Here is a 24,727-nt window from a genome sequence, read left to right on the forward strand (position 1 = left end):
CCGACATCTCCTTTTCCTTCTTTACCAAAATCCTTCTATGTCAGTCCCAGCAGCTGCCGGATTTTTAATTTTGCTTCAGGGTTTTCTGAATCGTCAAAAATGAGGTCCATCGGATAGTACAGCTTATGATCCGTCCGCCGTTTGCCCGAAATGGATTCGACAATGGCGGACTGCCTGGACAGCTCTTTTATCTGGCCGTTCTGCGTTAACAGATGAATCGGCAGACGCTCTTCTTCCTCACCCGGACGGTAAAAATCATACGGCAGATCCGATGAAGAATCGACCACCAAATAGTAATTGGGATCAATTCCCGCCTCTTTAAACAGAGCGGTCAGCTCAAAATAAGCCGACATTTCTTCATTCGGGTTAAATTCGGCATATTGAAACAGCTGGCGGTTAATGAACCGGCGGCACAAGTCGGACAGAATCGGATCCTCTTCTTCCTCCCAAGCCTGGAAATAATACAAAATAATTGCTTCATCAAGCTTCAGATAATCCTCAAGCGTCAGCTTCCCTTCAAAAATGGAATAAAAATGAACGGGAGCATGAGTGAAGATATACCCTTCTTCATGGAGCTGCTTCGCACGGTGGAGAATTTTCGTCAAAATGACTTCAGCGCTTCTCGTCACAGGGTGGAAATACACCTGCCAGTACATTTGATAGCGGCTCATAATATAGTCTTCGACGGCATGCATGCCGCTTTGCTTAATGACGATCTGGTCCTCACGGGGACGCATCACCCTTAAAATCCGTTCCATATCAAAATGTCCGTAGCTGACGCCCGTATAGTACGCGTCCCGCTGAAGGTAATCCATCCGGTCGGCGTCAATCTGGCTCGAAATCAGGCTGACCACCTGTTTGTTTCTGTATGTTTTGGCAATGACTTCAGCAACATCCTGCGCAAATCCCGGACCCGCCTTTCTGAGAACCTGATTCACCTCAGTATCGCCGAGAATGATTTCCCTCGTAAAATCTTCATGATCCAGATGAAAAACCTTTTCAAAGGAATGCGAAAACGGCCCATGCCCCAAATCGTGCAAAAGCGCTGCGCTGAGACAGAGTTCGCGTTCATTGTCATCCCATTCAGGACGCCCTTTAAAGACATCGTCAACCATTCTTCTGACAATCTCATAGACGCCGAGAGAATGGTTAAAACGGCTGTGTTCCGCGCCGTGAAACGTCAAATACGTCGTACCGAGCTGCTTGATCCGGCGCAGCCGCTGAAATTCACGGGTGCCGATCAAATCCCAGATCAGCTTGTCCCGCACATGAACATAGCGGTGAACAGGATCTTTAAACACTTTTTCTTCTGATAATTTTCCATTTGGATACGCCATCGTCATTCCCTCTTTTTTTTAGCCGTGATTCTATTATATCGGCTCAATCATTTGAAAACATCCTTGAATTTGTCCGGCGTTTTGTTCCAGTTTTCCGAAACTGATTTTTTTGAAGCAAAAAAGCCTGACCCATCGGGCGAGGCTGTCGTAAACACACAAATTCACTTTTTGATCTTCTTTTTCACTTTCTCAATCAGCTCGTCCTCAGTCGGCGCAGACAGCGGGCGGTTGTTTACGAAAGCAAACGATTTTTTGCGTCCGGGCCCGCAATATGACTGACAGCCGACCTCCACTTTTGCATCCGGATCAGCTTCTTTTAAACGCGGCAGCAATGTTTTAATATTGGTGGCTTGGCAATCATCACACACTCGGAATTCATTAGCCATGATGTACGCTTCCCTTCATTCAATGTTCCTCTATGTTAATTCTTAATTTTTAAAAACGAAAAAAATCACATCACATTCCATTGTACAAGGATTCATCTTATCCTGCAAGGCTCTGCGTATCTCTCATTCTTTCAGCCAATTTGTATAAATATTTTCCAATCTGGACATTCTAATACCATCAAGATTATTGGGGGTTGAGAACATTGACAAAGCAAAGACAGGACGCCTGGTCAGAGGAAAATGATCTGCTGCTTGCGGAAACCGTGCTCCGGCACGTTCGGGAAGGAAGCACGCAGCTTAACGCCTTTGAAGAGGTAGGCGATAAATTAAACAGAACATCGGCAGCATGCGGATTCAGATGGAATGCCGTCGTCCGCCATCAATACGAAAAAGCGCTTCAGCTCGCCAAAAAACAGCGGAAACAGCGGATGCGCGCGCTTGGCAACGGCCAGCCGGCCAAGAAGAAATTATTATATCAGCCGCCTGCACCGGATTCGGATATCATTCAAGAAACCGCAGCCGAAAAGACGGTTCAAACAGAAGCGCCAAAAGATGAGCCGCAAGCCGTCATGTCCGGCGAACATATGCCTTATGTCGATGAAAGCTTCAAGGAAGAGTTAGCTAGTTTATCACATTTGCTGGCGCCACAGCAGCCGAGCCCAACAACTGAGCTTACAATGGCAGACGTCATTCAATTTCTGCAGAGCTATGAAGGCAGCGGAAAGCAAACCTCTGCCCTGCAAATGGAAAATGACCGTTTAAAACGGGAAAACCAAGAACTGCAGTCTAAAACCGAGAAGCTGGAAGCGGCTGTCGAAAAACTTGAAAAAGATCAAAAAACCATTCAGGAAGACTACGAAACCTTGGTTAAAATTATGAACAGAGCCAGAAAACTAGTTTTATTTGAAGAAGACGAACACGCCTCCCCGTCCTTTAAAATGGATCGGAACGGCAACTTAGAAAAAATGGCCGAATAACGGCAAAACCCCCTTTCCTTATCACGGAAAAAGGGGTTTTTGTCATTTGTCAATGACGCGCATGCTGATCTATATTAATGTAAATATTGTCCGAGGGGCCTTCTTCCACAAGGCCTGCGCATCTCAGTCCCCGTCCGTACATAAGCATAAAGATTCAATTCCTCATCCTAAATGGTTCTTGGGAATTATTGATCAATTAACTACTGTGCAATACACTGTATAAATAATACAATTATTAGATATGATGGGAATGATAGTAAAGTGAATAGCCAATTACGAAAAGGAGCTTTGGAACTTTGTGTGTTATCTCTGCTTCTTTATGAAGATTTATATGGTTATGAATTAATCAAGGTCATAAGTGAAACGTTCCCTGTGTCGGAGGGCACCATCTACCCCATATTACGGAGACTCACAAAAAATAATTATTTAAAAACATATACAGCAGACTCAGATCAAGGCCCGTCACGCAAATATTACAAAGTAACAGAAGAAGGCGCCTTTTACTATCACACATTAAAAGCAGAATGGCTCGATCTGTCCGAAAAAGTGAACAACATCATTAAGGAGGGAAACTGAATGTTTAAAGACCAATACCTAAAACAGCTCCGGCGGGAAATAAAAGATCTGCCGGAACTTGAACAAAAAGAGATACTCGCGGATATCGGCGAAATATTCCAAATGGGCGGTGCTGAAGGAAAAAGCGACGAACAAATCGCCAACAATTTAGGAGATCCCAAAACACTTGCGCGCACCTTAAAAGCTGATATTTTCATCAATGATGCCCAGGAGCAGAAAACATGGCGCTCCTTTTTCAAAGCATTCGGCCTGCTGTTAGGCATGAGCCTGTTTAACTTCATGGTTGTGCTGACACCGTTTCTTTTTGCCTCTGTTACGGTGTTAAGTTTGATGGCGATCGGGCTAATGCTGATAACCGGGTCATTCTTTCTTCTTGTGAAAGTACCGATTGTTACAGCCATTTTTAACGGATGTATTGTCCTTGGAGCGGGTATGGCGGTGTTTATGGCCGGATTTGATCTTTCGAAGCTGATATTCCGTGTCTTTTTACGCTATTTCAAATGGAATGTCAGCGTTGTAAGGAGGGAAACCATTGAATCGAAAAATGTGGTATAGCATTGCTCTCATTTTAATCGCTGCCGGTCTGATCGGAAGCATGTTCTTCGGTTTTGACGGCTTTTATCCTAATTCATAAGGAAAGTGTGCAAATATCATGACTGAACCAGCCCTGATATTGAAAAATGTCTCTAAAACCATCAATCATACTCCTATTGTACAGTCAATTTCTTTCGATGTGAGAAAAGGTGAGATATTCGGCCTTTTAGGACCGAACGGCTCAGGAAAAACCACTATTTTCAGAATGATCGTACAGCTTATTAAAAAAACAGAAGGAGCCATTTCATTCAAGGGCAGACCGGACAGCGACTTTGAATATTTCATGAAACATATCGGGGTTATCATCGAAGGGCCGGACATGTATCCGAATATGACCGCTTTGCAAAACCTGAAATATTTCACTAAACTTCGCAGCGCCTCGCTCCGAACGGATGACCTTATGAATATTCTCATAAAAGTCGGATTAGAGCAGGCTGCCCGCAAAAAAGTAAAACATTTCTCATTAGGCATGAAACAGCGTTTGGGGCTCGCTTATTCTCTTCTCCACAACCCTGAGTTATTAATTCTGGATGAACCGATGAATGGGCTAGATCCTAAAGGGATGAAAGAATTGCGCACCATTCTTTCTGATTTAGCGTAGCAGGGAGTTTCTATTTTAATATCAATCCATTTATTGTCGGAAATGGAGGAGATTTGCGACAGGGTTGCCTATATCAAAAAGGGACGGATTTTAGGAATTGAAGAGATGAAAAAAAGAAATGACCCTGCTCAGAAAAAGCTGTTTACCGTCATGGTTAATAATCCTGAAAGGGCGAGAGAAATATTAGAACAGGAAGGTATTCTTCAAGTACAGCAAAAAGACAGCCGCATCATTGAATTTGAAGCAGAAGAAGACATCATCCCGTATGTCATTAAATCTTTAGCAGAGAAAGGGATTCTGATTTCCCGCGTCTCCGCAAGAACTTTATCCCTGGAAGAAAAATACATGATAATAACAGATAAGGAGGACGCGGTATGAGCATATTTCATCTGGCGCAGAACGAATTCATAAAAATAACTCGAAAAAAAGGCACACTTTTATCTCTTTTTTTCCTGTTTCTCATCGTTTTGCTGACCGGCCTTATCGTGAATCATGAGGTAGATGCTTCTTCGGATAACAATTGGAAAGAACGGCTTCTCGCCGAAAAAAAACAAGAAGAAATCGAGAAACCGACTGAAACGACGGGCGTTTATTATTCAGCTGATGTTAAAAATAAAGACTATTATTTGGAGCATAACATTAACCCCTATGAATGGAACGGCTGGAGGTTTTTCAGTACGGTTACTTCAAACGGGCTTGAAATTTTCGTAAGCTTAACCGCAATTTTAACCGTCAGCGGGATTGTTTCCAAAGAGTTTGCTCTTGGGACGATTAAGTTTATCGCTACAAGTCCGAACCGAAGATGGCGGATTTTAACATCAAAATTTCTGGCATCCCTCCTGTTTACCGGCATGGTTTACTTATTTTACTGTATAAGCTGTTTGCTGATCGGCGGCGTGTTATTCAGTTTTTCTAATGCCTCATATCCGCTCGTCTATTCTCATTTAAATGACAGCCTGTATACCATCAGTTCATTAAAAGCATCCGGGATCATTCTTCTTTTACGTTTCATATCAATTATAAGCATTGTCACCATCGCATTCACTTTGTCAGTATTATTCAAAAGTCAGGCTCTCTCCCTTTGCTTATCCATTTTACTGCTGTTTGCCGGCAGTATATTGGGCGGAACTGATTTGCTTGCTCAATTTACGTGGTATAAATTTACGCTCTTTCCGCATTTAAATCTCGTTGCTTATGTAAATAAAAGCGCCGGTGATGCGATTTCAACATTAAACATCCCCTATTCTATGACAGTTATAGCAATCTACTTTCTTATTTGTTTGCTGATTTCATTTACCGTCTTTCAAAAGAGAGACATTACAGCATAGACAGAGTGGCGGCGGCATAATGAGCGGACGGCAAAAAATACTGACGGTCCAGCATTTTGCCGCTGACCTTCCCTTGGTCCATAGCCAATGGATTTAAATAACCGAAGCCCCCGTTGCTTCGCTGCTGAAAGCATAGAAATTCCCGCCCTTCCCGTATAAAAAGCGCCTCATCGAACTGGAGAAATTTCATAATGGCTGTGTATTTTGCAACGGCGTCGATGTGATACCTTCTGCACTCAGCTAACATTAAGCCTGAGAAAGCAAAGTCTGATGTTTTGTACCATTCTATGAGAAAAGGCTGCAATTCTTTCATCTGCAAGTAAGTGACAACATAAAGGGCATCCGCTAATTCTTCCTGCCTGCCGCTCGATGCCATAAGCAAATCAGCCTCCCTTTCCAAGCCGTTTTCTAAGAAAACGATCAGCTCTTCCGGGGTCACCGCTTTAAAATAAGCTGCTAACACCATTAGGATCATAGAAGAAGGATCTGATTTCAACTCATCTTTTAAACCGCTGACCATTTGTTCACGACCGTTATGAAAAAAAAGGCTTTTGGCGGCATACATCTTGCGGTATACATGATACGCGTACGCGAACAGGACCGGGTGGCATTCGTGCGTTTTTTCTCCAAAATAACGGTCTAAGTAGAGGATGACTTCTTCCGTATCCTTGTTTTTTTCGAAATGATGACATGCCGCTAAACCGCAAAACAGGTGCATGAGCTCCTCTGCTTCCATTTCTTCCGGGTGCAGCTGAAGGTTCTTCCAAAAAACCAGCAGCCATTCTTCTGTTTTTTTTATATTAAAATGTTCCTCTACTATCTGCATGTTTCACCCTCCAGATTCAGAATCTCAATCGCCGGCAGAAGAGCCGGGGCACAATGAATGGATGGATTTTCGTTATTTATATAATGAAGAGCTGCTTGACAGCCATAAAAAAAAGGATCGATACATGATTGAATAAATAACATAGTGCACAGCTGTTTCATATTTCTGCTGCCGAGACAAAACACAAGCCATTTTTGAATGGAAGCCTTCAAGCCGGGATGAAGCTGATGCTCTCCCTCATCTAAATAAAGAAGACAATACTCAATAAACTCCAGCTCGTTTTCAGCTGTCCTTTTCCATGCGTCATGAAGCAAAGGCTGAAACATCGAATCTTTGTAAAAACGCACTTTCTCATCATCAGAAGACATTCCCAACTCGTTCAGCAAACCGACTAATTCAGCGTATTTAAAATATGGCCATTCTTTTTTTATAGAATAGCCGTTTTGCAACCCATGACGTATAATCTGATCATCCGCTTTTAATCCCTGCTTCTTTTTATAGGCTCTTGCAGTTAAATAAATATGAATCAATTCATTCACAATGGCTGTGTTACTGTGAAACAGATCTTCCCAGCATGACTTATCAACGAAAGCAGACGCAATCCGTTCAATATGTTCTTTTACAGCGGAAGAATGGCTCGTCTTTCTGTAGTATTTGCAGAAGCCTGCAAACAGCTGAATGCACTTCATATCCGGAAGCGATTGTTCGGCAAAAGATAATAAAAATTGATCCGTCTCTTCAGCTAATCTGTTCAAGTTAATAGTTCCTTTCTGCTCTAAGACAGGCATGCGCAGCTCCCGCAGCAACAAGTGTTGTATGGTAGCAATGTTTAAACACATCTTCTCTTCGCTGTTCATCTTTCAAACCGGGTTGATGTTGATAGGTGATGCCTGGAACATTCCCCTCTTTCATTCGGCCCTGGTATATTTTATTCCATGCTGCCTCATAGAGCGGTTTATGATTTTCTCTTTCCATGTCAATATTTAAAAAAGAACTGCACATCAATAATTCACTGGTAATATCTAAATTCTCGAGACATATATAAATCCCGAGAAACTTCAGGACCTTTTCTTTCAAAGACGGCAGATTATACTCCTTATCTGTAAGCGAAGAACATCCCATGTCTGTTATATAAAAAATCGTATGAGTTATACTGTACGCATCATGATCAGTCATATATGTATTTGGGATATTCTGACCAGCTGCTGTGTAGTTATATAAGTCAGAAAAATCCGTTATTTCTGAAGTCACGCCCGCTCTTTCCAGACTGTACTTCAGATCCATTTTCCGAAAGGGAATTTTAGCAAGGCTGCCATCAAAACGCGATGCCGTGAATTTTTTCAGCTCCCATATCACCGAAGCCCGGGACGGGTGATCAGTTAAGGTAAGAAATTCCCCCGCAATAGCCAATCCAGCAAGACCGTCCGGATCAAAATGAATAAATTCTTCAAGCTTTTCATTGTGAAGCCTTTCTGTAATAAAGTCTGTTAAAACCGTAACCTCCTTATCATCTGCCTGATTTCTGATCAGGTAATTGGTAAGAAAAATGAGCTCTATAAATGTTTTAAGCCGCCATCTGAAATCATTCGCTACTTTATGATTCATATCAAAGAAATGAATATTCTCAACGATCCATGACAGTGCTCCCCGCTTAATTTCTTTTATGTACGCTTGGGTCAAATTTTTCACCACCTTGTCTCAGATGTGTAGGTTCCAAACAGCTGATAATTTACTTTTGAGTGGCTAGATCAGAGAAATTCAAATTCGGGTTTTGATTGTCTTCTTGGCTTGGCACTACAAGCACCCAGCCGCTCCAAGCGAAAGTATTGCCTGATTGCTCTGCATCTCCGGCTAACAAATGTGTCGGGATCGTGATTCTTTTTTCTTCTTTTATTTTTTTAAAATTCATATCTCCATCTCCTTTAGTTTATAGAATTATTTGGAACCTACATCAATATATTAATCAAATAAGGTATATATTGTAAACTAGTTTTGATATAATGCTTCTTTTTTCACTATAAATAAACAGTATATAATTACCAAAAATAAAAAAAGCCCGGACTCAGTCCAAGCTTTCCTGCGTACCAAACACCTTCTCATTCCGCTCAAGCATTCGGGTCAGATTTTTTTCAAATACGATTTCTTCTTCCGGTGATAATCCGGACGCATACAGGCGGCCGCTGAGTTCCTTCAGTTCGGTCAAAAGCGCCATCATTAAGTCCTGTACGGAAATGTCCGTTTGCAGCAATTCACTTAATGATGCCATCGTTTCGGGCCGGATGTCGGGGTATACGCCTTTTGTATCATTGCTTTTGTCTTTTAAAGCGGATTGATAGAAACGTCTGATCAAGTCGGCCCTTTCACTGCCGCTTTTATCGGCGCAGAGATAAATTTGAACCGCGGTTCCGCCCCGCAGCCGTCTTTGTGAGATTCCCGCGAATTTTCGGCCGCCGATGCTGAGATCATAGCTCCCCGGACAGTACGATCCTTTAATTTCATACGCTTCAATTTCAGCATTGTACGGACTCAGCATCCGCCGCACCAGCTCTGTCATCGCCTCGTAGCCTCTGTCGATGTCGATGCCTTTTTTCTCATCTTCAAAAATAAGCGAGATATTCAATACGCCTTCATCGAGAACGACCGCGAGGCCCCCGGAATTGCGGACAATGACACGGTAGCCTTCGTCCTTCAGCAATTTCACGCCGTCCTCTAAAAATGGAAGCCGTGTGTCCTGAATGCCGAGCACGATTGTCCGGTGGTGCACCCAAGATCGTGCTGTCGCAGGCGATTCCCCTTTGCCTGCGGAGGCGCACAGCGTATCATCTATTGCGAATGACTGCTTCGCATCAAAATAAGGGCCGAGGCTGGATTGGTCAATGATTCTCCAGCTCGGCTGCATCAATAAATCAATCGGTTGCTTTCCCATCTATATTAAATCCCTTTCGTCATAGGCTTTTCATGCATTTATTATATCACTCCGCTTAAGATGATTGAAATTGGCTTTTCAAAAGAGCGATAAAGATTTCTTTGTTTTTTGTGCTCTCCATAATGGAAGATTGAATGATAGACAGTTTCCGCTTCAAGGAGAATCCTTTTATCTCAAGCACGGAAATGCTGCGGTGAAGCAGATCCTTTTGCAGCACGCTTTTTGACAGGACGGAAAGGCCCATTCCGCTGATGACGGCTTCCTTGACGCCCTGGTTGCTGCTGATCGTCATCAAGGATTTCGGCCGCAGTCCGTTTGAATGAAGGACGTGGTCTAAATATTCCCTCGTTCCCGAACCCTTCTCCCTCGTCACCCACGCTTGATTTTGCAAATCTGTAACCGATATGTTTTTTTTGCCGGCGAGCGGGTGTCCGTTCGGAGCGGCAATGCACAATTCGTCCTCCATAAACGGCTGAATGTCGAGCTCGTTTTTCCCCGTATGCCCTTCAATTAATCCGATATCGGCTTCAAGCATCCGAACCGCTTCACTGACCTCCTCCGTGTTTCCGATCATGACGTCCAGGTTCAGCTCGGGATACTCGGCATGAAGCTTTGCGAGAAGCGGCGGCAGAATATATTCGCCGATGGTAAAGCTCGCTGCGATTTTCAGCTTCCCTTTGACATAATGGTGATGGGCGTAAATTTCGGTTTTCGCCTGCTCGTACAAAAAGACCATTTGCTTGGCGCGCTGATAGAGAATGTCTCCCGTCGGCGTTGTCGTAAAGTGCTTAGGCGAGCGGTTCAGCAAGGCGGTTTGAAATTCTTTCTCCAGATTTTTAATGTGAAGACTGACGCTCGGCTGAGAAATCATCAGCTTCTGCGCCGCTTTTGTAAAGTTTTTTTCTTCCACGACCGCAATGAATGTTTTCAGTTCCCCATAATACAAAAAGCATCGCCCCTAATTATTATTTTTCCTAATCGTTTAGATCATATAAATATATTTTACTAATGATTAAGACCGCAGTAAAGTGGAGTTATCAACAAATGGGAAGTGACTGAAATGAAGATGGTAAAGGGTGTTACAGTTACCGCAGGAATTGCGTTTGCGGCTTTCTATGTCAGCCGCCTGCCTTTTTTACAAATGCTCGGAATGCTTGTCCTCGCGATGCTGATCGGCATGCTCTGGCGCGCCGTTTTCGGACATCAGGCGGCATTAGAGCCGGGGATTGCGTTCTCAAGCAAATACTTGCTGAAAGCAGGCATTATCCTGCTTGGCATGAGACTGAACCTGGCGGATATCTATCATGCCGGCTGGCACGTATTTGCAATTGCCGTCTGCTGTATGATGTTTGCGGGCGCTGTTGTATACGGACTGTCCCGGCTGTTTCGTATGGATCAGACAATCAGCATATTAACGGCCTGCGGCACAGCGATCTGCGGGGCGGCTGCCATTGCCGCGATCGCGCCGCAGATCAGATCAAATGAAAATGCAGCAGCCATCAGTGCAGCCGCCGTTTCATTATTAGGAACCGTTTTTACTGTTGTGTATTCTCTTTCTTATCATGTATTGGGCTTTTCGCCCGCGGCTTACGGGGCCTTTTGCGGGGCAACGCTTCATGAGGTGGCGCATGTGGCGGCGGCCGGCAGCGCCGGAGGAAAAACAGCCGTCGAGATGGCGGTGATCGTCAAGCTGACCCGGGTCGCGCTGCTCGTTCCGGCCGCATTCATGCTTGGCATGCGGGCCCGCCGCAGCGGTAAGTCAGAGACAGTTTCTGCCGCTTCGCTGCCCATCCCTTGGTTTATCTTCGGATTTCTCGGAATGAGCGCCATCCACACATCAGGCGTCATTTCTGCCACGCATTCCGCGTTTCTTGTGCAAGTGTCTTATGTTTTAATCGGCATGGCGATGGCGGGGCTCGGTTTAAAAGTCCATATATCGGCGTTTCGTCAGAACGGCTGGCGGGCGCTCGCGGCTGGTTTGATCGGTTCTCTCTGTTTATCCCTGTTCGGCTGGGCGGCAGTGACTTTCTTTCTATAAAAAAATGCCGGCCTTCGTAAAGGCCGGCATTTTCCGGATTACAGCGCTTGAGCCGCCGTAATTAACGCAAGATTGTAGACGTCTTCCGCATTACATCCTCTGGAAAGATCGTTTACAGGCATATTTAATCCTTGCAGAATCGGTCCAACCGCTTCAAATCCGCCTAAGCGCTGAGCGATTTTGTAGCCGATGTTTCCTGCTTCAAGGCTTGGGAATACAAATACATTCGCGTCTCCTTTAATTTCGGAGTCCGGCGCTTTCTTCTCCGCAACAGACGGCACAAATGCAGCGTCAAATTGGAATTCGCCGTCAAGCGTAAGTTCAGGCGCTTTTTCCTTCGCAATTTTCACCGCTTCGGCCACTTTTTCCGTCTCGTCTGATTTCGCCGATCCTTTTGTAGAGAAGCTGAGCATGGCAACGCGCGGGTCAATATCAAACATTTGAGCCGTATTGGCGCTTTCAATGGCGATTTCGGCAAGGTCCTGGCTGTCAGGAGCAATGTTGATCGCGCAATCAGCGAATACATATTGCTCGTCACCGCGAGCCATGATGAAGACGCCTGATGTTTTTTTCACGCCTTCTTTTGTTTTAATGATTTGCAGTGCAGGGCGAACCGTATCGGCAGTAGAATGTGCAGCTCCGCTGACAAGTCCGTCCGCGAGACCTTTGTACACAAGCATTGTGCCGAAATAGTTTTCGTCCAATAAGGCTTTGCGGGCCTGTTCTTCCGTCGCTTTGCCTTTGCGGCGTTCTACAAAAGCCTGAACGAGTTCTTCCATGCCTTCATATGTATTCGGGTCAAAAATGTCAACGCCGTCAAGCGTAAGATTTAATTCTTTCGCTTTTGCTTGAATGTCTTCTTTATTGCCGACTACGATCGGCTTTAATACCTTGTTGCCCGCCAAGTTGTTGACCGCAACCAGGATACGTTCGTCCATTCCTTCAGGAAATACGATTTTTACATCTTTTCCTGCTACTTTTTCTTGTACTTTTGTAAATAAATCTGCCACGATATACCCTCCTCTATGTTGACAAAAAACGCTTACTTTTACAGCATACTCTTCTTCCTGTTAAATTCAAATAACCAACTTTCATTATAGCGCTTTCAAAGAAAAATCTTATTTTTCTAACTAATTTAACTGACGGTTTGTTCACGGCTTAGTTTCTGACACAAGGCTATGGATTATTCAAGGTTTCTCCACAGCTGAAACGGTTAAACTGTGATATAGTGAAGGCATCAATGAAAAGATATAGGAGTGAAGATACATGAGTGAGCAGCAAAAAACGAACGAAGCCGCCCAAACGCTTGACGGCTGGTACGCGCATCACGATTTCCGCACAATGGACTGGACGTCATGGAAGCTGTTATCCAGCGATGAGCGCCTGTCGATTATTCACGAATTTACGGGACTGCTTGAAAAATGGGGCGTCGCCCAAAAAGAAGGCAAAGGCTCGCAAACCATCTACAGCATCGTCGGACAGAAAGCCGATTTTATGCTAATGATTCTTCGCCCGACAATGGAAGAGCTGAACGAAATTGAGCTTGAATTTAATAAATCAAAGCTTGCTGAATTTACAATCCCGGCTTATTCTTACGTGTCCGTGGTGGAGCTGAGCAACTACCTGGCTAGCGGAGAAGGCGATCCGTATGAAAATCCGCATGTCCGCGCACGCCTGTATCCTGAGCTGCCGGAAGCGAAATACGTCTGCTTCTATCCGATGGATAAAAGAAGAAACGGAAATGACAACTGGTACATGCTTTCTATGGATGAACGCAAAAGCCTGATGAGAAGCCACGGCCTGATCGGACGGAGCTATGCCGGCAAAGTCAAACAGATTATCACGGGATCTGTCGGTTTTGACGATTACGAATGGGGCGTCACGCTCTTCAGTGATGATGTGCTTCAGTTCAAAAAGCTTGTCTATGAAATGCGCTTTGACGAAGTCAGCGCGCGCTACGGCGAATTCGGTTCATTTTTTGTCGGAAACCGATTGTCTCTCGACACGCTTCCGCAGTTTTTACACGTGTAATACCCACCCGCCTCTTTGGCGGGTTTTCATTTATCAGAATTTAAATAAAATTTGCTATTTTCTTCGTTTTTTTTTACGATGTAAAAGAGATTCCATTTTGGTAAAGGGGTGCAGACAGTTGTCTAAACGAACCGCATTTATTATGGGAGCCAGTCAGGGGATCGGCAAAGCGATCGCTCTGAAACTGGCGGACAATGGCTTTCATACCGTCATTAATTCACGAGTTCCCGAAAATATTGAATCCGTAAAAGAAGAGATTCTCGCCAAACATCCGGATGCGGGCGTCACCGTTCTGGCCGGGGATATGTCGGATCAGAAGACGAGAAGCGGCATTTTTGAAGAAATCAGATCAAAATGCGGACGGCTTGATGTATTGATCAACAACATACCGGGCGGCTCGCCGGACACTTTTGAAAACTGCGATATAGAGGATATGACAAATACCTTTACGAATAAAACAATCGCTTATATCGATTCTATGAAAACAGCCGCAGCGATCATGAAGCAGCACGAATTCGGCCGAATCATTAATATTGTGGGAAACCTATGGAAAGAGCCCGGCGCCAACATGTTTACCAACAGCATGATGAACGCCGCTTTAATTAATGCCAGCAAAAATATCGCCATTCAGCTTGCGCCTTTTCACATCACTGTCAATTGTCTGAATCCCGGATTTATCGCCACAGACCGCTATCACCAATTCGTGCAGAATGTCATGAAGCAAAACGGCATTTCCAAAGCAGAAGCGGAAGAACGGATTGCCTCAGGCGTTCCGATGAAGCGTGTCGGAACCGCAGAAGAAGCCGCGGCGCTGGCTGCCTTTCTCGCCTCGGAAGAAGCCTCTTATATTACGGGGCAGCAAGTGTCGGCCGACGGCGGAAGCATGAAAAGCATATAAAAAACATCCCGCTGTCAGCGGGATGTTCCTTGTAATGAAGCAAAGGACAAACCGAGCTTTTGAATCCGCAAAACGAATTCCCTCAAGTCCCCCTGCTTGGCCACCATTGATATTCTGACATAACGCTTTCCGCGGCTGCCGAAAATCTCGCCGGGCGTCACGACAACATGGGCATGCTCCAGCAGATAATCCGAAAATTGGTGTGAAGACTCGAATTCATTCGGAATTTCAGCCCAGACATAAAAAGTCCCTTTCGGCTTTTCAATACTCCAGCCCAATTCCTTTTCACATAACTCAGTGAAAAAATCAATCCGTTCCTGATATGTGCGCTTCAGCCGTTCTGTATGTTCAGGGCTTCCTGACAGCGCCGCCGCTGCCGCCTGCTGAAGGCCGCCGAACATACCGACGAATACGTGATCCTGAAATTCATTGACCGCCTGAATGATCTTTTCATTCCCCACGGCAAACGCCATTCTCCAGCCTGCCATATTGAAGGTTTTCGAAAATGAATACAGCTCCGCGCCGACCGTCTTGGCTTCCTTCGCCTGGAGAAAACTGGCCGGGTTCTGATCAAATTCGAACGCGCCGTATGCAAAATCGTGAATGAGATGGATGTCATGTTTTTTAGCAAACGCCGCCGCTTTTTCATAAAACGCCTGATCCGCTGTCGCGCCCGTCGGGTTATTCGGATAATTCAAAAACATCAGCTTTGCTTTTTTCAGGACGGCGGGATCAATCTGCTCAAAATCCGGCAGATAGCCGTTCTCTGGATGAAGCGGCATCTCATGCAGCTCCGCTCTGGCCATTGTAATTCCCGATAAATACTCAGGGTAGCCGGGGTTCGGGACTAAGGCGATGTCGCCGGGATTCAGCAGGCATTGCGTCAAAACGTACAAACCCGCCTTTCCTCCGCCGAACAGCGCAACTTCTGTCTCCGGATTGACCGATACACCGTATTCTCTCTCATAAAATTCCGCGATGGCTTCTTTCAGAAACGGATAGCCTCTGAACGGGCCGTATCCGTGATACGAAGGATTCAGCGCAGCCTCCCGCAATGATTGAACGATATGCGGCGGAGTGGGGAGATCGGGATTCCCCTGCCCTAGATTGATGATCCGGGCCCCCGTTTTCTCCAACTCTTTTACCTTTTGAAAAACGAGCGAAAATTCCTGTTTCGGAAGTGTCTTGATGACGTCGGACGGTATGATTTCCATCTGAAAGGCTCCTTATAAATGAATTTGCTCCGATTCGTTATTCCGTTCTGAAAACGATTTATTGACCAGTTTTGTATGCAGAAACAACCCGCTGACCAGAAGCACGATAAACGCCATGATAACCGCCGCATCTACAATGTTGATCAGCATGGAACCGACGGCGATGCACAATCCGATGGACGCCTCTGCCACGGAAAAGATCCGGCCCTGAATCTGGTTCGCCGCATTCTCCTGAACTTTGACCTTCGCCAGCACCTCGCCGTATTCCATTGCAATAAAGAAAAGAATGGCGGCAATGACTGACACGGCGAAAATCGGGGTGAACAAAAACAGCGCAAGCGAGACAATTGATAACACTGTAAAATACATCAGCCCTTTATTATTGTTAAAGCCCCATTTGCTGACAAGGGCGGCGCCGATAAAGCCGCCGAAGCCGATACAGAACGTCAGAATGAAATTGCCGATTTCCCCGTCGCCTAAAAAGCGGCTGACAATCGGAAAATAGCTGTAGACGACACCCCATAACAGCGCCATCGTAATCATCGTAAACATGGCGTTTAACACGAAAGCATTTGTTTTGATTTCCTTCAGGCCTTCCTTAAACGACTGAAAGGCTTCTCTCACGTTTTCTGACTGAATCGGCACGTATTGAAGCTTAATACGGCTGATGAAAAACGCGGAGACAAGGTAGGTTACCCCGTTAAAGGCGACGGCAAGCTCGACAGAACCGCCTAATAGAAAAAGACCGCCGGCTGCGGCGCCGACAATAATCGAAATCGTCGTGGCTTTGGCAAATAAGGTATTGATATTTTTAATATCCGCTTCTAAAGACGACATGACCGCGAGACGGGCCGGGTTAAAAAACACGCCGCTTCCGTAAGAGACAAACAGCAGCGCCAGAAAAAGCAGCGGATATTCGCCTTTCGGGAGAAATGTCAGCCCCAAGAAGATGACACCTCTGATCACATCCGTCCACAGCATGATTTTCACCCTGTCGAGCCGGTCCACAAGCACGCCTAAAAACGGCTGAAACACCATCGGAATGCTGCGGACCGCGATGACGCCGGACGTCACCCAGTAGTCATGATAGTATGTAGACAAAATGAGCAGGGCCGGGAGAACGCAATAGTCTCCCATAAACGAAAGCGCCTGCCCGAAAAGCAAATACTTAGAGTTCGGTTTCAGCTGTTTCATACCGATAACGCATACTTTGCAGTCAGCTTCGCCTGCTGCTGAATTTGTTTGATTGATTCGGCCACGTCGTTCGAATTGCTTCCTTTCAGCTCAAACGCCGCAATGCTGTTGAACGCTTCGAACAGCCGCAGATCCACTGACGTACCCGCCTCCGCCGCTGAGAAAGAAACGAGTTCAGTGTCTCCCTTTAAGACGCCGTCAGGAATTTCAATGCTTTCAATGACGAAATCGACAACCGTCTCAGGCAGCTGGCCGTTCTCTTTGAAATGCTGAGGATACAAGTGGCAGTCTGCGACATAGCATGGCTCCTGCTCTAATAATCCTTTCGGCAGATCGGCTTCTTTTCCAAAACAGAGAACATCCAATAATAGCTGCGCCATATCGACGCCGAAGACCTTTTTAATATTCGGAATCATATTCCATCCCGCGAATCTGGCCGCTGACTCAATCAGTCCGGCTTCCCGGTTTTTCATTAATTTTATTTCTGTATGCGTTGCACAGTTTTCGAGGCCGAGTCCTTCATTCGCCTTCTTGGCAGCTTCGACGATTTTCCGCTTGGCGTCATCATCCAGGATGGACGGCGTAATATGCGCTGTCTCCGTGAATCCGATTTGCGGTGTTTTATCATGGATCGCGACGGGGAAGTATTCTCCGTCGGCCATGATGCCTTCGATACTGATATAGTCGGAATAACCGCTTGTTTCGTACCAGTCATCATACTCGCCCTGCAAGAATTCTTCCGCGATAAACGGCGCTTCAAACGTGACCGCTTTCGGTACGTTAATCGATTTCAAGTACTCATTGACTCTGTTGAATTCAGCTTCGGCCGTTTCCATCTCTTTGATAAGCGTCACGCCGATCGAGCTCGCCAGATATGTAGGCTTCAGAATAAGCGGCGTTCCGATTTCCTGAAGCGCGGCGCGGAAATCTTCCAGGGTCGTCACCCGTTTGTTTTTGATGGATTTGACGCCGGCCCGGTTGAAGGCGGCTCTCATTTTGTTTTTATCTCTCGCGTTTTCAGCGGCCTGTACGCCCGCTCCCCGCAGGCCGAGACGTTTACACGCTTTTGCCATCGGAGCGATAAACAGTTCATTGTTGGTCGTAATGGCGTCAACCGCAAACATGTCGGCCACCTTGACGATTTCTTCGACGACTTCTTCCTCAGGTTTGTCATGATCTTCATGAGCCCAGTAAATCGAATCGGGATGCTCAAAATCAGCCAGACTCTTAAAATAGTCTTTATCTTTAATGACCGCAATCGAGTATTTTTCAATTAAGGCCGCATGAGAGGCTGTAATTGCAAAGGGTCTCGGAATAAAGCTGACGAGGTTGTATTTTTCGGCTGCGCTTTCGTAAAACATATGCGGCGGGCAGCCCCCAAGATCAGCGATAACCAATACTGTTTTTCTCTCCATATGTAACACTCCTTCTCTATTGTGCGGTGTATCCACCGTCTGCGGTGATGGCGCTTCCGGTCATATAGCTTGATAAATCCGAGGCGAGAAACAGCATGACGTTCGCTATTTCCTCAGGCTTGCCGAGCCTCAGCAGCGGATTGACTTTCGCTTTTTCTTTTTTGATTTCTTCAAGCGTGCCTTCGTTATTTTCAAGGAACGACTTTTCATTCAAAGGTGTGTCGATGATTCCCGGGCACACGCAATTGACGCGGATGTTGTGTTTCGCATAATCGACGGCCATAGAACGCGTCAGCTGCAAAACGCCGCCTTTAGATGCGTTATATGCGGGAATGTCGGGCCATGCGACGACTCCACCGACGGAGCACGTGTTAATGATATTGCCCTTGCCGCTTTTGAGCATATACTTCAGCGCGTGCTTGCTCATGAGAAACATGCCCGTGAGATTGACATTAAGCACCTTGTTCCAATCACTCAGCTCCATCTCATGAATCGGGGCGACAATTTCGATGCCGGCGTTATTGATTAACACGTCCAATCCGCCGAACTTGTCAACCGCTGACAGGATGGCGTTTTGACATGCCGGTTCATTTGTAATATCCGTCTGGACAAAATGCAGCCTGTCATTATTTTCTTTCCGGATCATCGCTTCTCCCTGCGCCTCATCAATATCCGCGACGACCACATTTGCCTGCTGATTCAGAAACGCCTGAACCGCAGCATAACCGATGCCTGATGCGCCCCCTGTGATGAGGACGGTTTTATCTGTCAGGTTCATGACTCTTTCGCCTCTAATTTTTTCGCTTTTGCTCTGTTATAGCGCGGAGGGAAAAAGATATTGACTGATTTTGAATCCTTTTCAAATCTATTGATGGCGCCGTGATCTTCTCTCGGGTCGCAGAAATAAGCTGTTCCGAATGTCATATCCACTTTGCAGCCTTCAATGGTCATATCATAGCCGCCGCCGATGCAGATGCCGATCTGTTCATTGCGGTGTTTATGGAACGGCATTTCCCCGCCGTTGCCCGGAATGTTGGCAAGCATGATTTCCACCCAGTCCTCCACGAAGAATGTGACTTCCATACCAGGCAATAAGTCTCTCGTTTTAAAAATATTCAAAAAATAATCCTCGGGGCTTGTGTAGGTTTCACCGGCTTTAAGGCGTTTAATATCAATAGCGATCACTTCTTGATCCGTTTCATTTCTTGCGCCGTGTGGCACATAAGGAGGCGCGATATAGGCTGATTCCAGCGCCGTCATCTTTCTTGTGACGTCTCCGACTGTCATGGACAGCTCGCCGGAAACGACAAGGCCGATTTGGACTTCCTTATGCTGATGCGGTTCGACGTTTGTATGCGGCGGAACGTAAGAGAGCAGAACTTCCGTATCGCCTCTGACGGATGAATATTGTCTTACTCCGTTTTCCCATTCTATTAATTTAGGCGTCGGGAAATAAAGTTCCTGCAAGTCTTGTTTAGTTTTCATCATGAATCTCTCCTTTTCCGAATAATGACCAGCTCATGGGAATGCTTTTAAATGTTTTTACAAATTGAAGGCCGTACTTTTGTCTGGCCAGTTCATTTGTCAGCGCGATGTCGGACAAACCGTCCTTCACTCTTTTTGCGGCTGCGCTTGTTGAGTTCACCAGATCAAACGTGACATCTTTACGGGTAAAATACTTAATCAAATTGATAGGAGACGGGTGGGATACGATAACAGCCTTATCAAGCATGTCATCGGTATATTCAAAATCAGGCCGGACAGCCAGGCCGTACATTGGGGTGTCGCACCTGAAAATTTGCAGAAGCTGCAGATCCGGTCTCATGTAGAAATGCTTAATACCGTCATACGCGTGAGGCACAATTGTGTATTCCAACGGACTTTGAAGCGTTTTTTCAATGCACGATTCAAATGTATCATGCAGAGATAACTTGCTGTTCACCCCTTGGAGGAGGGTAAAATTGGTGATGAAGTTTTTTGCTGCGTACTCACTGCTTGTCCCTTCAGGACCGAGCGTGTTGATCGTAATCAGTTTAGATATTGAATAAGCCTTGCTTTTCGTCTGAATGCTATTATCCAATATAATCATGAGCACCAACCAATCTGTTAAATTTTAAGTAAATATTATCCATAGAGATTCAAACTGTCAATATTATTTGAAAATATTGATAATTATTCCTATATAATAGAAAACACCTTATAAACTAAGGTGTTAAAAATTAACATTTACAAAATTATAGAAACTTTATTTTACCGATACAATGATTGGTCAGCCGTATGCTCATGTCTGCCATATCTTCTGTAAGCAAAAACGCTGAGGCCAAAGCCGATGAGGGTGACGGCCGCACAGATAAACCCGACAGCTGCATATCCGTATCCGACGTAGACCGGACCCATGACAGCCGAACCCAGGGTCACGGCCAAATTGGACGCCAGACTGTAGAATGCCATGATTTTGCCCCGGCGGCTCTGTGAGCAATCGCTTAAAATGGTGCTGAGCAAGGTCACCGTCAGGCTTTGCATCAAGCCCCAGACGAATAACCCGATGACCAAAAACGGCATTGATGACGGCGCATAAGCGAGACAGGCAAGCCATATGCTGATAACGGCCAATGCCGCGATCAGGGAACGCATTTTTCCCGCCTTGTCGGCGATTTTCCCCGTGAACACACTCATGGAAAACCCGATTCCGTACACCATGATCATCAGCCCGGAAGCGGTATTTCCTCCCGGCAGCACGCGGTGAAGATACGTGCCGAGAAATGAATACATGCCGTAAAAACCGATCATGTTGCAAAAAGTGATCGTGAGGTATACAGGAACACGGGGCACCTTCAGCGCATCCCGGAAGGTGCCTGCCTGCCGTCCGCTTTCCTCTTCTGTTTTGTCCCCATCCGCCGTGCTGCGGCGCGCCTCAATGAAAATGAGCGAAGCAACGAGGACAGCCATCAGGGCGAAAATCCAAAATGTCCACCGCCAATTCAAAACACCGCCGATAAAAGAGCCGATCGGAACACCGAAAATCAAAGCAAGCGACCAGCTCGAAACGATCAGACCCATCACCTTGCCGCGATGCGCATAAGGCACACGGTCGCCGACCAGCGCATAAGCTGTCGGCACAAACGCACCCGCCGCAAGCCCGGAAAGCGCCCTGCCCAGAAAGAAGAAAAAGATATTGTGCGCCAGCGCGCAGATCACCGTGCCGGCCGTAAATATAAGAAGCCCCGCCATCAGGCTGAGTTCACGGGAATATTTATCTCCCAGCGGAACCAAAAGCGGCGCCCCAATAAAAATCATCACTCCGTAAATACTGATGGAAAGCGCCAGCACACTGACATCCGAGCTGAAAGCCTGCGCTAAATCCGGAAGCAGCGGGGAAATCACCAGCTCTTCAGAACCCGCGGCAAATACGCCTAATGTCAAAGCAAGCGCGAGAAAGACCGGAAATCGGCGTTTCGTTTCGATGTGTTCGGTTTGTTTGCTGTTCATGCTCTTTAAACACCTCTTCCGTAAAACTTTTCTACCTTTTGTTGTTTTATAGTTTAGCATCCTTATTTTTCATTTTACATTTCATACGAAAACTAATTTCATTTTTTTATTTACATTCAGATTTTAAATAAAATATTTAGTTTATATTCAGCAAATGTTATAAAATATGCCATCCGGTTATGCTATAGTGATAGAATCATTTGTTAAGGTGGGTCATGAAATGAATAACGGTTATTCAAAGGCCGGCCGCGCAGGCCTCGGCATGGTATTGATTCTCGGGACGCTGGCTTCATTCGGGCCGCTTTCACTCGATATGTATCTGCCCGCTTTGCCTGAAGTGGCGGCCGACCTCCATACGTCAGCGTCACTTGCGCAGCTGAGCCTGACGTTTTGTCTTTTAGGGCTTGCGATCGGCCAGATTGTTGTCGGGCCGCTCAGTGATATGATCGGGCGCCGGAGGCCTCTGATTCTGTCATTGCTGCTTTATATGCTGTCTTCTTTATTATGCGCCTTCAGCCCTTCTGTTTCGTTTTTAATTGTCATGAGGTTTATTCAAGGGTTCACAGGGGCGGCCGGAATCGTCATCGCACGGGCTTCCGCACGCGATATGTATTCCGGAAAAGAATTGACGGCTTTTTTCTCATTACTGATGCTTGTGAATGGGGCGGCGCCGATCTTAGCGCCGATTACAGGGGGATTTATCCTTCAGTTCGCCGGGTGGAAAATCGTGTTTATCGTGCTGGCGGTGATCGGCTGTATCATTTTTGCCGCAGTAATTACGGCATTGCCTGAGTCACTTCCGCCTGAAAAACGGACAAGCGGCGGACTCCGGGAGACGCTGATGACGTTTCGGGGCCTGCTCGGCGACCGGATGTTTATGGGAATTGCGCTCAGCCAGGCGTTTGTGATGACCGGCATGTTCGCATATATTGCCGGGTCGCCGTTTGTGCTGCAAAACATCTACGGCGTGTCAGCGCAAACGTTCAGCTTGCTGTTCGCCGTAAACGGAGCGGGAATCATATGCGCTGCTCAAATCACCGGGCGGATGGCCAAAACACATGATGAACGGAAGCTGTTTATCGCCGGGCTGTTCATTGCCGTCATCGGGAGCATCGCTTTGCTTTTATCGCTTGCATTGGGATTAGGCCTGACAGCGGTCTGCATTTCTTTATTTATTATTGTCTCTTCAGTCGGGGTCGTCACGACGACAGGCTTTTCTTTGGCTATGCAAAAACAAGAGAAAGGCGCGGGGAGCGCTGCGGCTCTTCTCGGACTCCTGCCATTTATCGGCGGCGCGGCTGCCGCCCCACTGGTCGGAATAGCCGGAGAAGAAAACGCCTGGCCGATGGCTGTCAGCATTTTCGGTTTTCAGCTCTTTGCCGTTCTTTCCTACGCTCTGTCGGCAAAACGGAAAACAAAGTAAAGCCCGCCGCTTATTGCGGAGGGCTTTCTTCTTATCCTGCGGCGCCTTTTTCCGAAGAAGCCGGCTCACGCTTCAAGCGTTTTTTGATACCGAAGTGATAATACGCGTAACAGATGATCATCAGCGGGACGCCGCAGTACAGACCGATACGCTGGTCGGGGATAAAGATGAGACTGATTAAGATCAGCCCGTAGACCGAAAATCCGAGAATCGGCACGAGCGGATAAAGAGGCGTTTTAAATGCCAGGTCTTCCAGATTTCCTCCTTCAGCGAGAAAGCGCCTGCGGAAAACGAATTGTGAAGCGCAGATTGACATCCACGCGACGACGGTAATCATACCCGAAATGGAAATCAGCCATACATACACCGTTTCAGCCGCGACTACACTTGTCAGCAGGGATAAACCGGAGATAGCGATGGTGATGGAAAGAGCTTTCAGGGGCACGCCTTTTTTCGTCAGTTTCGTTAAGAAAGCAGGGCCCATTTTGCTTTTTGATAGTGACCACATCATTCTGGACGAAGCGTACAGCCCGGAATTCGCCACCGACAGCATGGCGGTCAGAATGACAAAGTTCATGATATCAGCCGCATAGGGAACGCCGATTTTATCTAACACAGCCACAAACGGGCTTTCGATGACGCCTGCCGTTTGGTACGGCAAAATGGATACGAGAACAAACATCGCCAGCACAAAGAAAAACAGCGTCCGCCATATGACGTTTCGGATTGAGCGGGGAAGCGTCTTTTCCGGGTTTTCGCTTTCTCCCGAGGCGATTCCGACCAGTTCGGTTCCCTGAAAAGAAAAATTCACCATGACAAGCGTAAACAGCACAGCCTGTGCCCCGTTCGGGAAAAGCCCTTTGTCCGTCATAAAGTTTGACAGATACGGCGCCGTCTGACCGCCGTTAAAACCGACAAAGCCGAACACGGCAGCGCAGCCGAGAATAATAAACAATACAATGGCCATGACCTTAATGCTGGAAAACCAAAACTCCATTTCCGCAAAACTCCGCGCAGACAGCGCGTTAATGGAAAAAATGACGACGCCGAATACAAGGCACCACACCCAAATCGGAACGTCCGGAAACCACCGCTGCATTAAAATCCCCGCCGACGTCAGCTCAAGCCCCACTGTATTGGCCCAGCTGAATGCGTACATCCATCCGATCGTAAAACCCGTCGACGGCCCCAGGAACTTTGCGGCATACGCCTGGAACGAACCGGCGACCGGCATGGCGACTGCAAGCTCCCCCAAACAAAGCATCACCAGATACATTAAAAATCCGCCGATCACATAAGCCATTATCGCGCCGATCGGCCCCGCTTCACTGATCGTAAAACCTGAGCCCAGAAACAGCCCCGTCCCGATCACGCCGCCGAGGGCGATCATAAATAAATGCCGGCCCTTCATCGTGCGCTGTAATTCATTTTGATTGGTATCTCCCTGCATATACATCCCCCTTATCCCGTTATG

At 46.5% G+C, this 24,727-nt stretch carries 25 protein-coding genes and 1 pseudogene; 9 read left to right on the top strand and 17 right to left on the bottom strand.

Annotated features, from left to right (window positions below; translation table 11 throughout):
• Positions 1–35: 35 nt before the first annotated feature.
• Both MHH91_RS18980 and MHH91_RS18985 read right to left on the bottom strand, forming a co-directional pair.
• Positions 36–1,337 carry an HD domain-containing protein gene (locus MHH91_RS18980; protein WP_014471170.1) on the bottom strand — a complete coding sequence of 434 codons (1,302 nt, stop codon included), beginning with the start codon at positions 1,335–1,337 and terminating at the stop codon, positions 36–38.
• Positions 1,338–1,498: 161 nt separating this feature from the next.
• Positions 1,499–1,723, bottom strand: a complete 225-nt coding sequence (locus tag MHH91_RS18985) for a DUF1450 domain-containing protein (RefSeq protein WP_003151034.1) — start codon at positions 1,721–1,723, stop codon at positions 1,499–1,501.
• 203 nt (positions 1,724–1,926) lie between these two features.
• Between MHH91_RS18985 and MHH91_RS18990 the strand changes: the two genes are divergently transcribed.
• From MHH91_RS18990 to MHH91_RS19010, 5 genes and pseudogenes are all read left to right on the top strand, one after another.
• Complete coding sequence (locus MHH91_RS18990) at positions 1,927–2,700, top strand: RsfA family transcriptional regulator (protein WP_014472347.1); 774 nt, start codon at positions 1,927–1,929, stop codon at positions 2,698–2,700.
• A 300-nt stretch (positions 2,701–3,000) separates the two neighbouring features.
• Positions 3,001–3,276: a PadR family transcriptional regulator gene (locus tag MHH91_RS18995; protein ID WP_014472348.1), complete on the top strand. Its 276-nt coding sequence runs from the start codon at positions 3,001–3,003 to the stop codon at positions 3,274–3,276.
• Positions 3,277–3,831, top strand: a complete 555-nt coding sequence (locus tag MHH91_RS19000) for an HAAS signaling domain-containing protein (protein WP_014471174.1) — start codon at positions 3,277–3,279, stop codon at positions 3,829–3,831.
• A gap of 97 nt (positions 3,832–3,928) precedes the next feature.
• A pseudogene (locus MHH91_RS19005) lies at positions 3,929–4,849 on the top strand (ABC transporter ATP-binding protein).
• Positions 4,846–5,799 carry an ABC transporter permease subunit gene (locus MHH91_RS19010; protein WP_014472349.1) on the top strand — a complete coding sequence of 318 codons (954 nt, stop codon included), beginning with the start codon at positions 4,846–4,848 and terminating at the stop codon, positions 5,797–5,799. Before MHH91_RS19005 ends, MHH91_RS19010 begins: the two are co-directional and overlap by 4 nt.
• Here MHH91_RS19010 and MHH91_RS19015 read toward each other — a convergent pair.
• The 6 genes from MHH91_RS19015 to MHH91_RS19040 all read right to left on the bottom strand — a co-directional run bounded on the left by MHH91_RS19015 (position 5,789) and on the right by MHH91_RS19040 (position 10,497).
• Positions 5,789–6,625: a hypothetical protein gene (locus tag MHH91_RS19015; RefSeq protein WP_014471176.1), complete on the bottom strand. Its 837-nt coding sequence runs from the start codon at positions 6,623–6,625 to the stop codon at positions 5,789–5,791. The two genes, MHH91_RS19010 and MHH91_RS19015, sit on opposite strands and share 11 nt — an antisense overlap.
• Positions 6,616–7,413: a hypothetical protein gene (locus MHH91_RS19020; RefSeq protein ID WP_014472350.1), complete on the bottom strand. Its 798-nt coding sequence runs from the start codon at positions 7,411–7,413 to the stop codon at positions 6,616–6,618. The genes MHH91_RS19015 and MHH91_RS19020 overlap by 10 nt, the downstream gene beginning before the upstream one ends.
• Entirely contained in the window at positions 7,382–8,305 is a 924-nt protein-coding gene (locus tag MHH91_RS19025; protein ID WP_014471177.1) for a DUF6895 family protein, read from the bottom strand. The genes MHH91_RS19020 and MHH91_RS19025 overlap by 32 nt, the downstream gene beginning before the upstream one ends.
• 49 nt (positions 8,306–8,354) lie before the next feature.
• Positions 8,355–8,534, bottom strand: a complete 180-nt coding sequence (locus tag MHH91_RS19030; protein ID WP_013353974.1) for a hypothetical protein — start codon at positions 8,532–8,534, stop codon at positions 8,355–8,357.
• Between the two features lie 153 nt (positions 8,535–8,687).
• Positions 8,688–9,551 carry a lipoate--protein ligase family protein gene (locus MHH91_RS19035; protein WP_014472351.1) on the bottom strand — a complete coding sequence of 288 codons (864 nt, stop codon included), beginning with the start codon at positions 9,549–9,551 and terminating at the stop codon, positions 8,688–8,690.
• Between the two features lie 55 nt (positions 9,552–9,606).
• Positions 9,607–10,497: a LysR family transcriptional regulator gene (locus tag MHH91_RS19040; RefSeq protein WP_014471179.1), complete on the bottom strand. Its 891-nt coding sequence runs from the start codon at positions 10,495–10,497 to the stop codon at positions 9,607–9,609.
• Between the two features lie 114 nt (positions 10,498–10,611).
• Between MHH91_RS19040 and MHH91_RS19045 the strand changes: the two genes are divergently transcribed.
• On the top strand, positions 10,612–11,589 hold the full coding sequence (locus MHH91_RS19045; protein ID WP_014471180.1) for a YeiH family protein: 978 nt from the start codon (positions 10,612–10,614) through the stop codon (positions 11,587–11,589).
• 38 nt (positions 11,590–11,627) lie between these two features.
• Here MHH91_RS19045 and pta read toward each other — a convergent pair whose 3' ends face one another.
• Positions 11,628–12,599 (bottom strand): phosphate acetyltransferase, encoded by a 972-nt coding sequence (gene pta, locus MHH91_RS19050; RefSeq protein ID WP_013353978.1) that lies wholly within the window; start codon positions 12,597–12,599, stop codon positions 11,628–11,630.
• Between the two features lie 256 nt (positions 12,600–12,855).
• Between pta and hemQ the strand changes: the two genes are divergently transcribed.
• The gene (hemQ, locus tag MHH91_RS19055; RefSeq protein WP_014472352.1) at positions 12,856–13,620 is read left to right on the top strand and encodes a hydrogen peroxide-dependent heme synthase; all 765 of its coding nucleotides are present in this window, start codon (positions 12,856–12,858) and stop codon (positions 13,618–13,620) included.
• A 118-nt stretch (positions 13,621–13,738) separates the two neighbouring features.
• A complete protein-coding gene (locus MHH91_RS19060) occupies positions 13,739–14,518 on the top strand; it encodes an SDR family oxidoreductase (protein WP_014471182.1) in 780 nt (259 codons plus the stop codon).
• Between the two features lie 14 nt (positions 14,519–14,532).
• Here the strand turns inward: MHH91_RS19060 and MHH91_RS19065 are convergent, their stop codons facing one another.
• The 7 genes from MHH91_RS19065 to MHH91_RS19095 form a co-directional block, all read right to left on the bottom strand.
• Positions 14,533–15,732 (bottom strand): pyridoxal phosphate-dependent aminotransferase, encoded by a 1,200-nt coding sequence (locus tag MHH91_RS19065; RefSeq protein ID WP_014471183.1) that lies wholly within the window; start codon positions 15,730–15,732, stop codon positions 14,533–14,535.
• Positions 15,733–15,744: 12 nt separating this feature from the next.
• Positions 15,745–16,926: an MFS transporter gene (locus MHH91_RS19070; protein ID WP_007407671.1), complete on the bottom strand. Its 1,182-nt coding sequence runs from the start codon at positions 16,924–16,926 to the stop codon at positions 15,745–15,747.
• On the bottom strand, positions 16,923–18,341 hold the full coding sequence (locus MHH91_RS19075; protein WP_014471184.1) for an ATP-grasp domain-containing protein: 1,419 nt from the start codon (positions 18,339–18,341) through the stop codon (positions 16,923–16,925). The genes MHH91_RS19070 and MHH91_RS19075 overlap by 4 nt, the downstream gene beginning before the upstream one ends.
• Positions 18,342–18,357: 16 nt before the next feature.
• Complete coding sequence (gene bacC, locus MHH91_RS19080; protein ID WP_013353985.1) at positions 18,358–19,119, bottom strand: dihydroanticapsin 7-dehydrogenase; 762 nt, start codon at positions 19,117–19,119, stop codon at positions 18,358–18,360.
• On the bottom strand, positions 19,116–19,826 hold the full coding sequence (locus tag MHH91_RS19085; protein ID WP_014471185.1) for a cupin domain-containing protein: 711 nt from the start codon (positions 19,824–19,826) through the stop codon (positions 19,116–19,118). Before MHH91_RS19085 ends, bacC begins: the two co-directional genes overlap by 4 nt.
• The gene (locus MHH91_RS19090; RefSeq protein WP_014471186.1) at positions 19,816–20,430 is read right to left on the bottom strand and encodes a bacilysin biosynthesis protein BacA; all 615 of its coding nucleotides are present in this window, start codon (positions 20,428–20,430) and stop codon (positions 19,816–19,818) included. The genes MHH91_RS19085 and MHH91_RS19090 overlap by 11 nt, the downstream gene beginning before the upstream one ends.
• Before the next feature lie 161 nt (positions 20,431–20,591).
• Positions 20,592–21,830, bottom strand: a complete 1,239-nt coding sequence (locus MHH91_RS19095; protein WP_014471187.1) for an MFS transporter — start codon at positions 21,828–21,830, stop codon at positions 20,592–20,594.
• A gap of 220 nt (positions 21,831–22,050) precedes the next feature.
• Here MHH91_RS19095 and MHH91_RS19100 point away from each other — a divergent pair, with 220 nt between their 5' ends.
• On the top strand, positions 22,051–23,253 hold the full coding sequence (locus tag MHH91_RS19100; protein WP_014471188.1) for a multidrug effflux MFS transporter: 1,203 nt from the start codon (positions 22,051–22,053) through the stop codon (positions 23,251–23,253).
• Between the two features lie 31 nt (positions 23,254–23,284).
• On the opposite strand, the gene MHH91_RS19105 is transcribed toward MHH91_RS19100, so the two are convergent.
• Positions 23,285–24,703 (bottom strand): amino acid permease, encoded by a 1,419-nt coding sequence (locus MHH91_RS19105; RefSeq protein WP_014471189.1) that lies wholly within the window; start codon positions 24,701–24,703, stop codon positions 23,285–23,287.
• Between the last annotated feature and the right edge of the window lie 24 nt (positions 24,704–24,727).

The sequence above is a fragment of the Bacillus sp. FSL K6-2819 genome (genome assembly GCF_038008305.1).
GTDB lineage: Bacteria > Bacillota > Bacilli > Bacillales > Bacillaceae > Bacillus > Bacillus amyloliquefaciens.

What these genes read in the sequence shown, in the direction of transcription:
- MHH91_RS19085 (WP_014471185.1), bottom strand. Translation starts at nt 19,826, where the DNA reads ATGAAAACTAAACAAGACTTGCAGGAACTTTATTTCCCGACGCCTAAA.
- MHH91_RS18980 (WP_014471170.1), bottom strand. Translation starts at nt 1,337, where the DNA reads ATGGCGTATCCAAATGGAAAATTATCAGAAGAAAAAGTGTTTAAAGAT.
- MHH91_RS19105 (WP_014471189.1), bottom strand. Translation starts at nt 24,703, where the DNA reads ATGCAGGGAGATACCAATCAAAATGAATTACAGCGCACGATGAAGGGC.
- MHH91_RS19020 (WP_014472350.1), bottom strand. Translation starts at nt 7,413, where the DNA reads ATGCCTGTCTTAGAGCAGAAAGGAACTATTAACTTGAACAGATTAGCT.
- MHH91_RS19065 (WP_014471183.1), bottom strand. Translation starts at nt 15,732, where the DNA reads ATGGAAATCATACCGTCCGACGTCATCAAGACACTTCCGAAACAGGAA.
- MHH91_RS19015 (WP_014471176.1), bottom strand. Translation starts at nt 6,625, where the DNA reads ATGCAGATAGTAGAGGAACATTTTAATATAAAAAAAACAGAAGAATGG.
- MHH91_RS19095 (WP_014471187.1), bottom strand. Translation starts at nt 21,830, where the DNA reads ATGAACAGCAAACAAACCGAACACATCGAAACGAAACGCCGATTTCCG.
- MHH91_RS19045 (WP_014471180.1), top strand. Translation starts at nt 10,612, where the DNA reads ATGAAGATGGTAAAGGGTGTTACAGTTACCGCAGGAATTGCGTTTGCG.
- hemQ (WP_014472352.1), top strand. Translation starts at nt 12,856, where the DNA reads ATGAGTGAGCAGCAAAAAACGAACGAAGCCGCCCAAACGCTTGACGGC.
- MHH91_RS19000 (WP_014471174.1), top strand. Translation starts at nt 3,277, where the DNA reads ATGTTTAAAGACCAATACCTAAAACAGCTCCGGCGGGAAATAAAAGAT.
- MHH91_RS19035 (WP_014472351.1), bottom strand. Translation starts at nt 9,551, where the DNA reads ATGGGAAAGCAACCGATTGATTTATTGATGCAGCCGAGCTGGAGAATC.
- MHH91_RS19070 (WP_007407671.1), bottom strand. Translation starts at nt 16,926, where the DNA reads ATGAAACAGCTGAAACCGAACTCTAAGTATTTGCTTTTCGGGCAGGCG.
- MHH91_RS19010 (WP_014472349.1), top strand. Translation starts at nt 4,846, where the DNA reads ATGAGCATATTTCATCTGGCGCAGAACGAATTCATAAAAATAACTCGA.
- MHH91_RS18985 (WP_003151034.1), bottom strand. Translation starts at nt 1,723, where the DNA reads ATGGCTAATGAATTCCGAGTGTGTGATGATTGCCAAGCCACCAATATT.
- MHH91_RS19090 (WP_014471186.1), bottom strand. Translation starts at nt 20,430, where the DNA reads ATGATTATATTGGATAATAGCATTCAGACGAAAAGCAAGGCTTATTCA.
- MHH91_RS19075 (WP_014471184.1), bottom strand. Translation starts at nt 18,341, where the DNA reads ATGGAGAGAAAAACAGTATTGGTTATCGCTGATCTTGGGGGCTGCCCG.
- bacC (WP_013353985.1), bottom strand. Translation starts at nt 19,119, where the DNA reads ATGAACCTGACAGATAAAACCGTCCTCATCACAGGGGGCGCATCAGGC.
- MHH91_RS19030 (WP_013353974.1), bottom strand. Translation starts at nt 8,534, where the DNA reads ATGAATTTTAAAAAAATAAAAGAAGAAAAAAGAATCACGATCCCGACA.
- MHH91_RS19100 (WP_014471188.1), top strand. Translation starts at nt 22,051, where the DNA reads ATGAATAACGGTTATTCAAAGGCCGGCCGCGCAGGCCTCGGCATGGTA.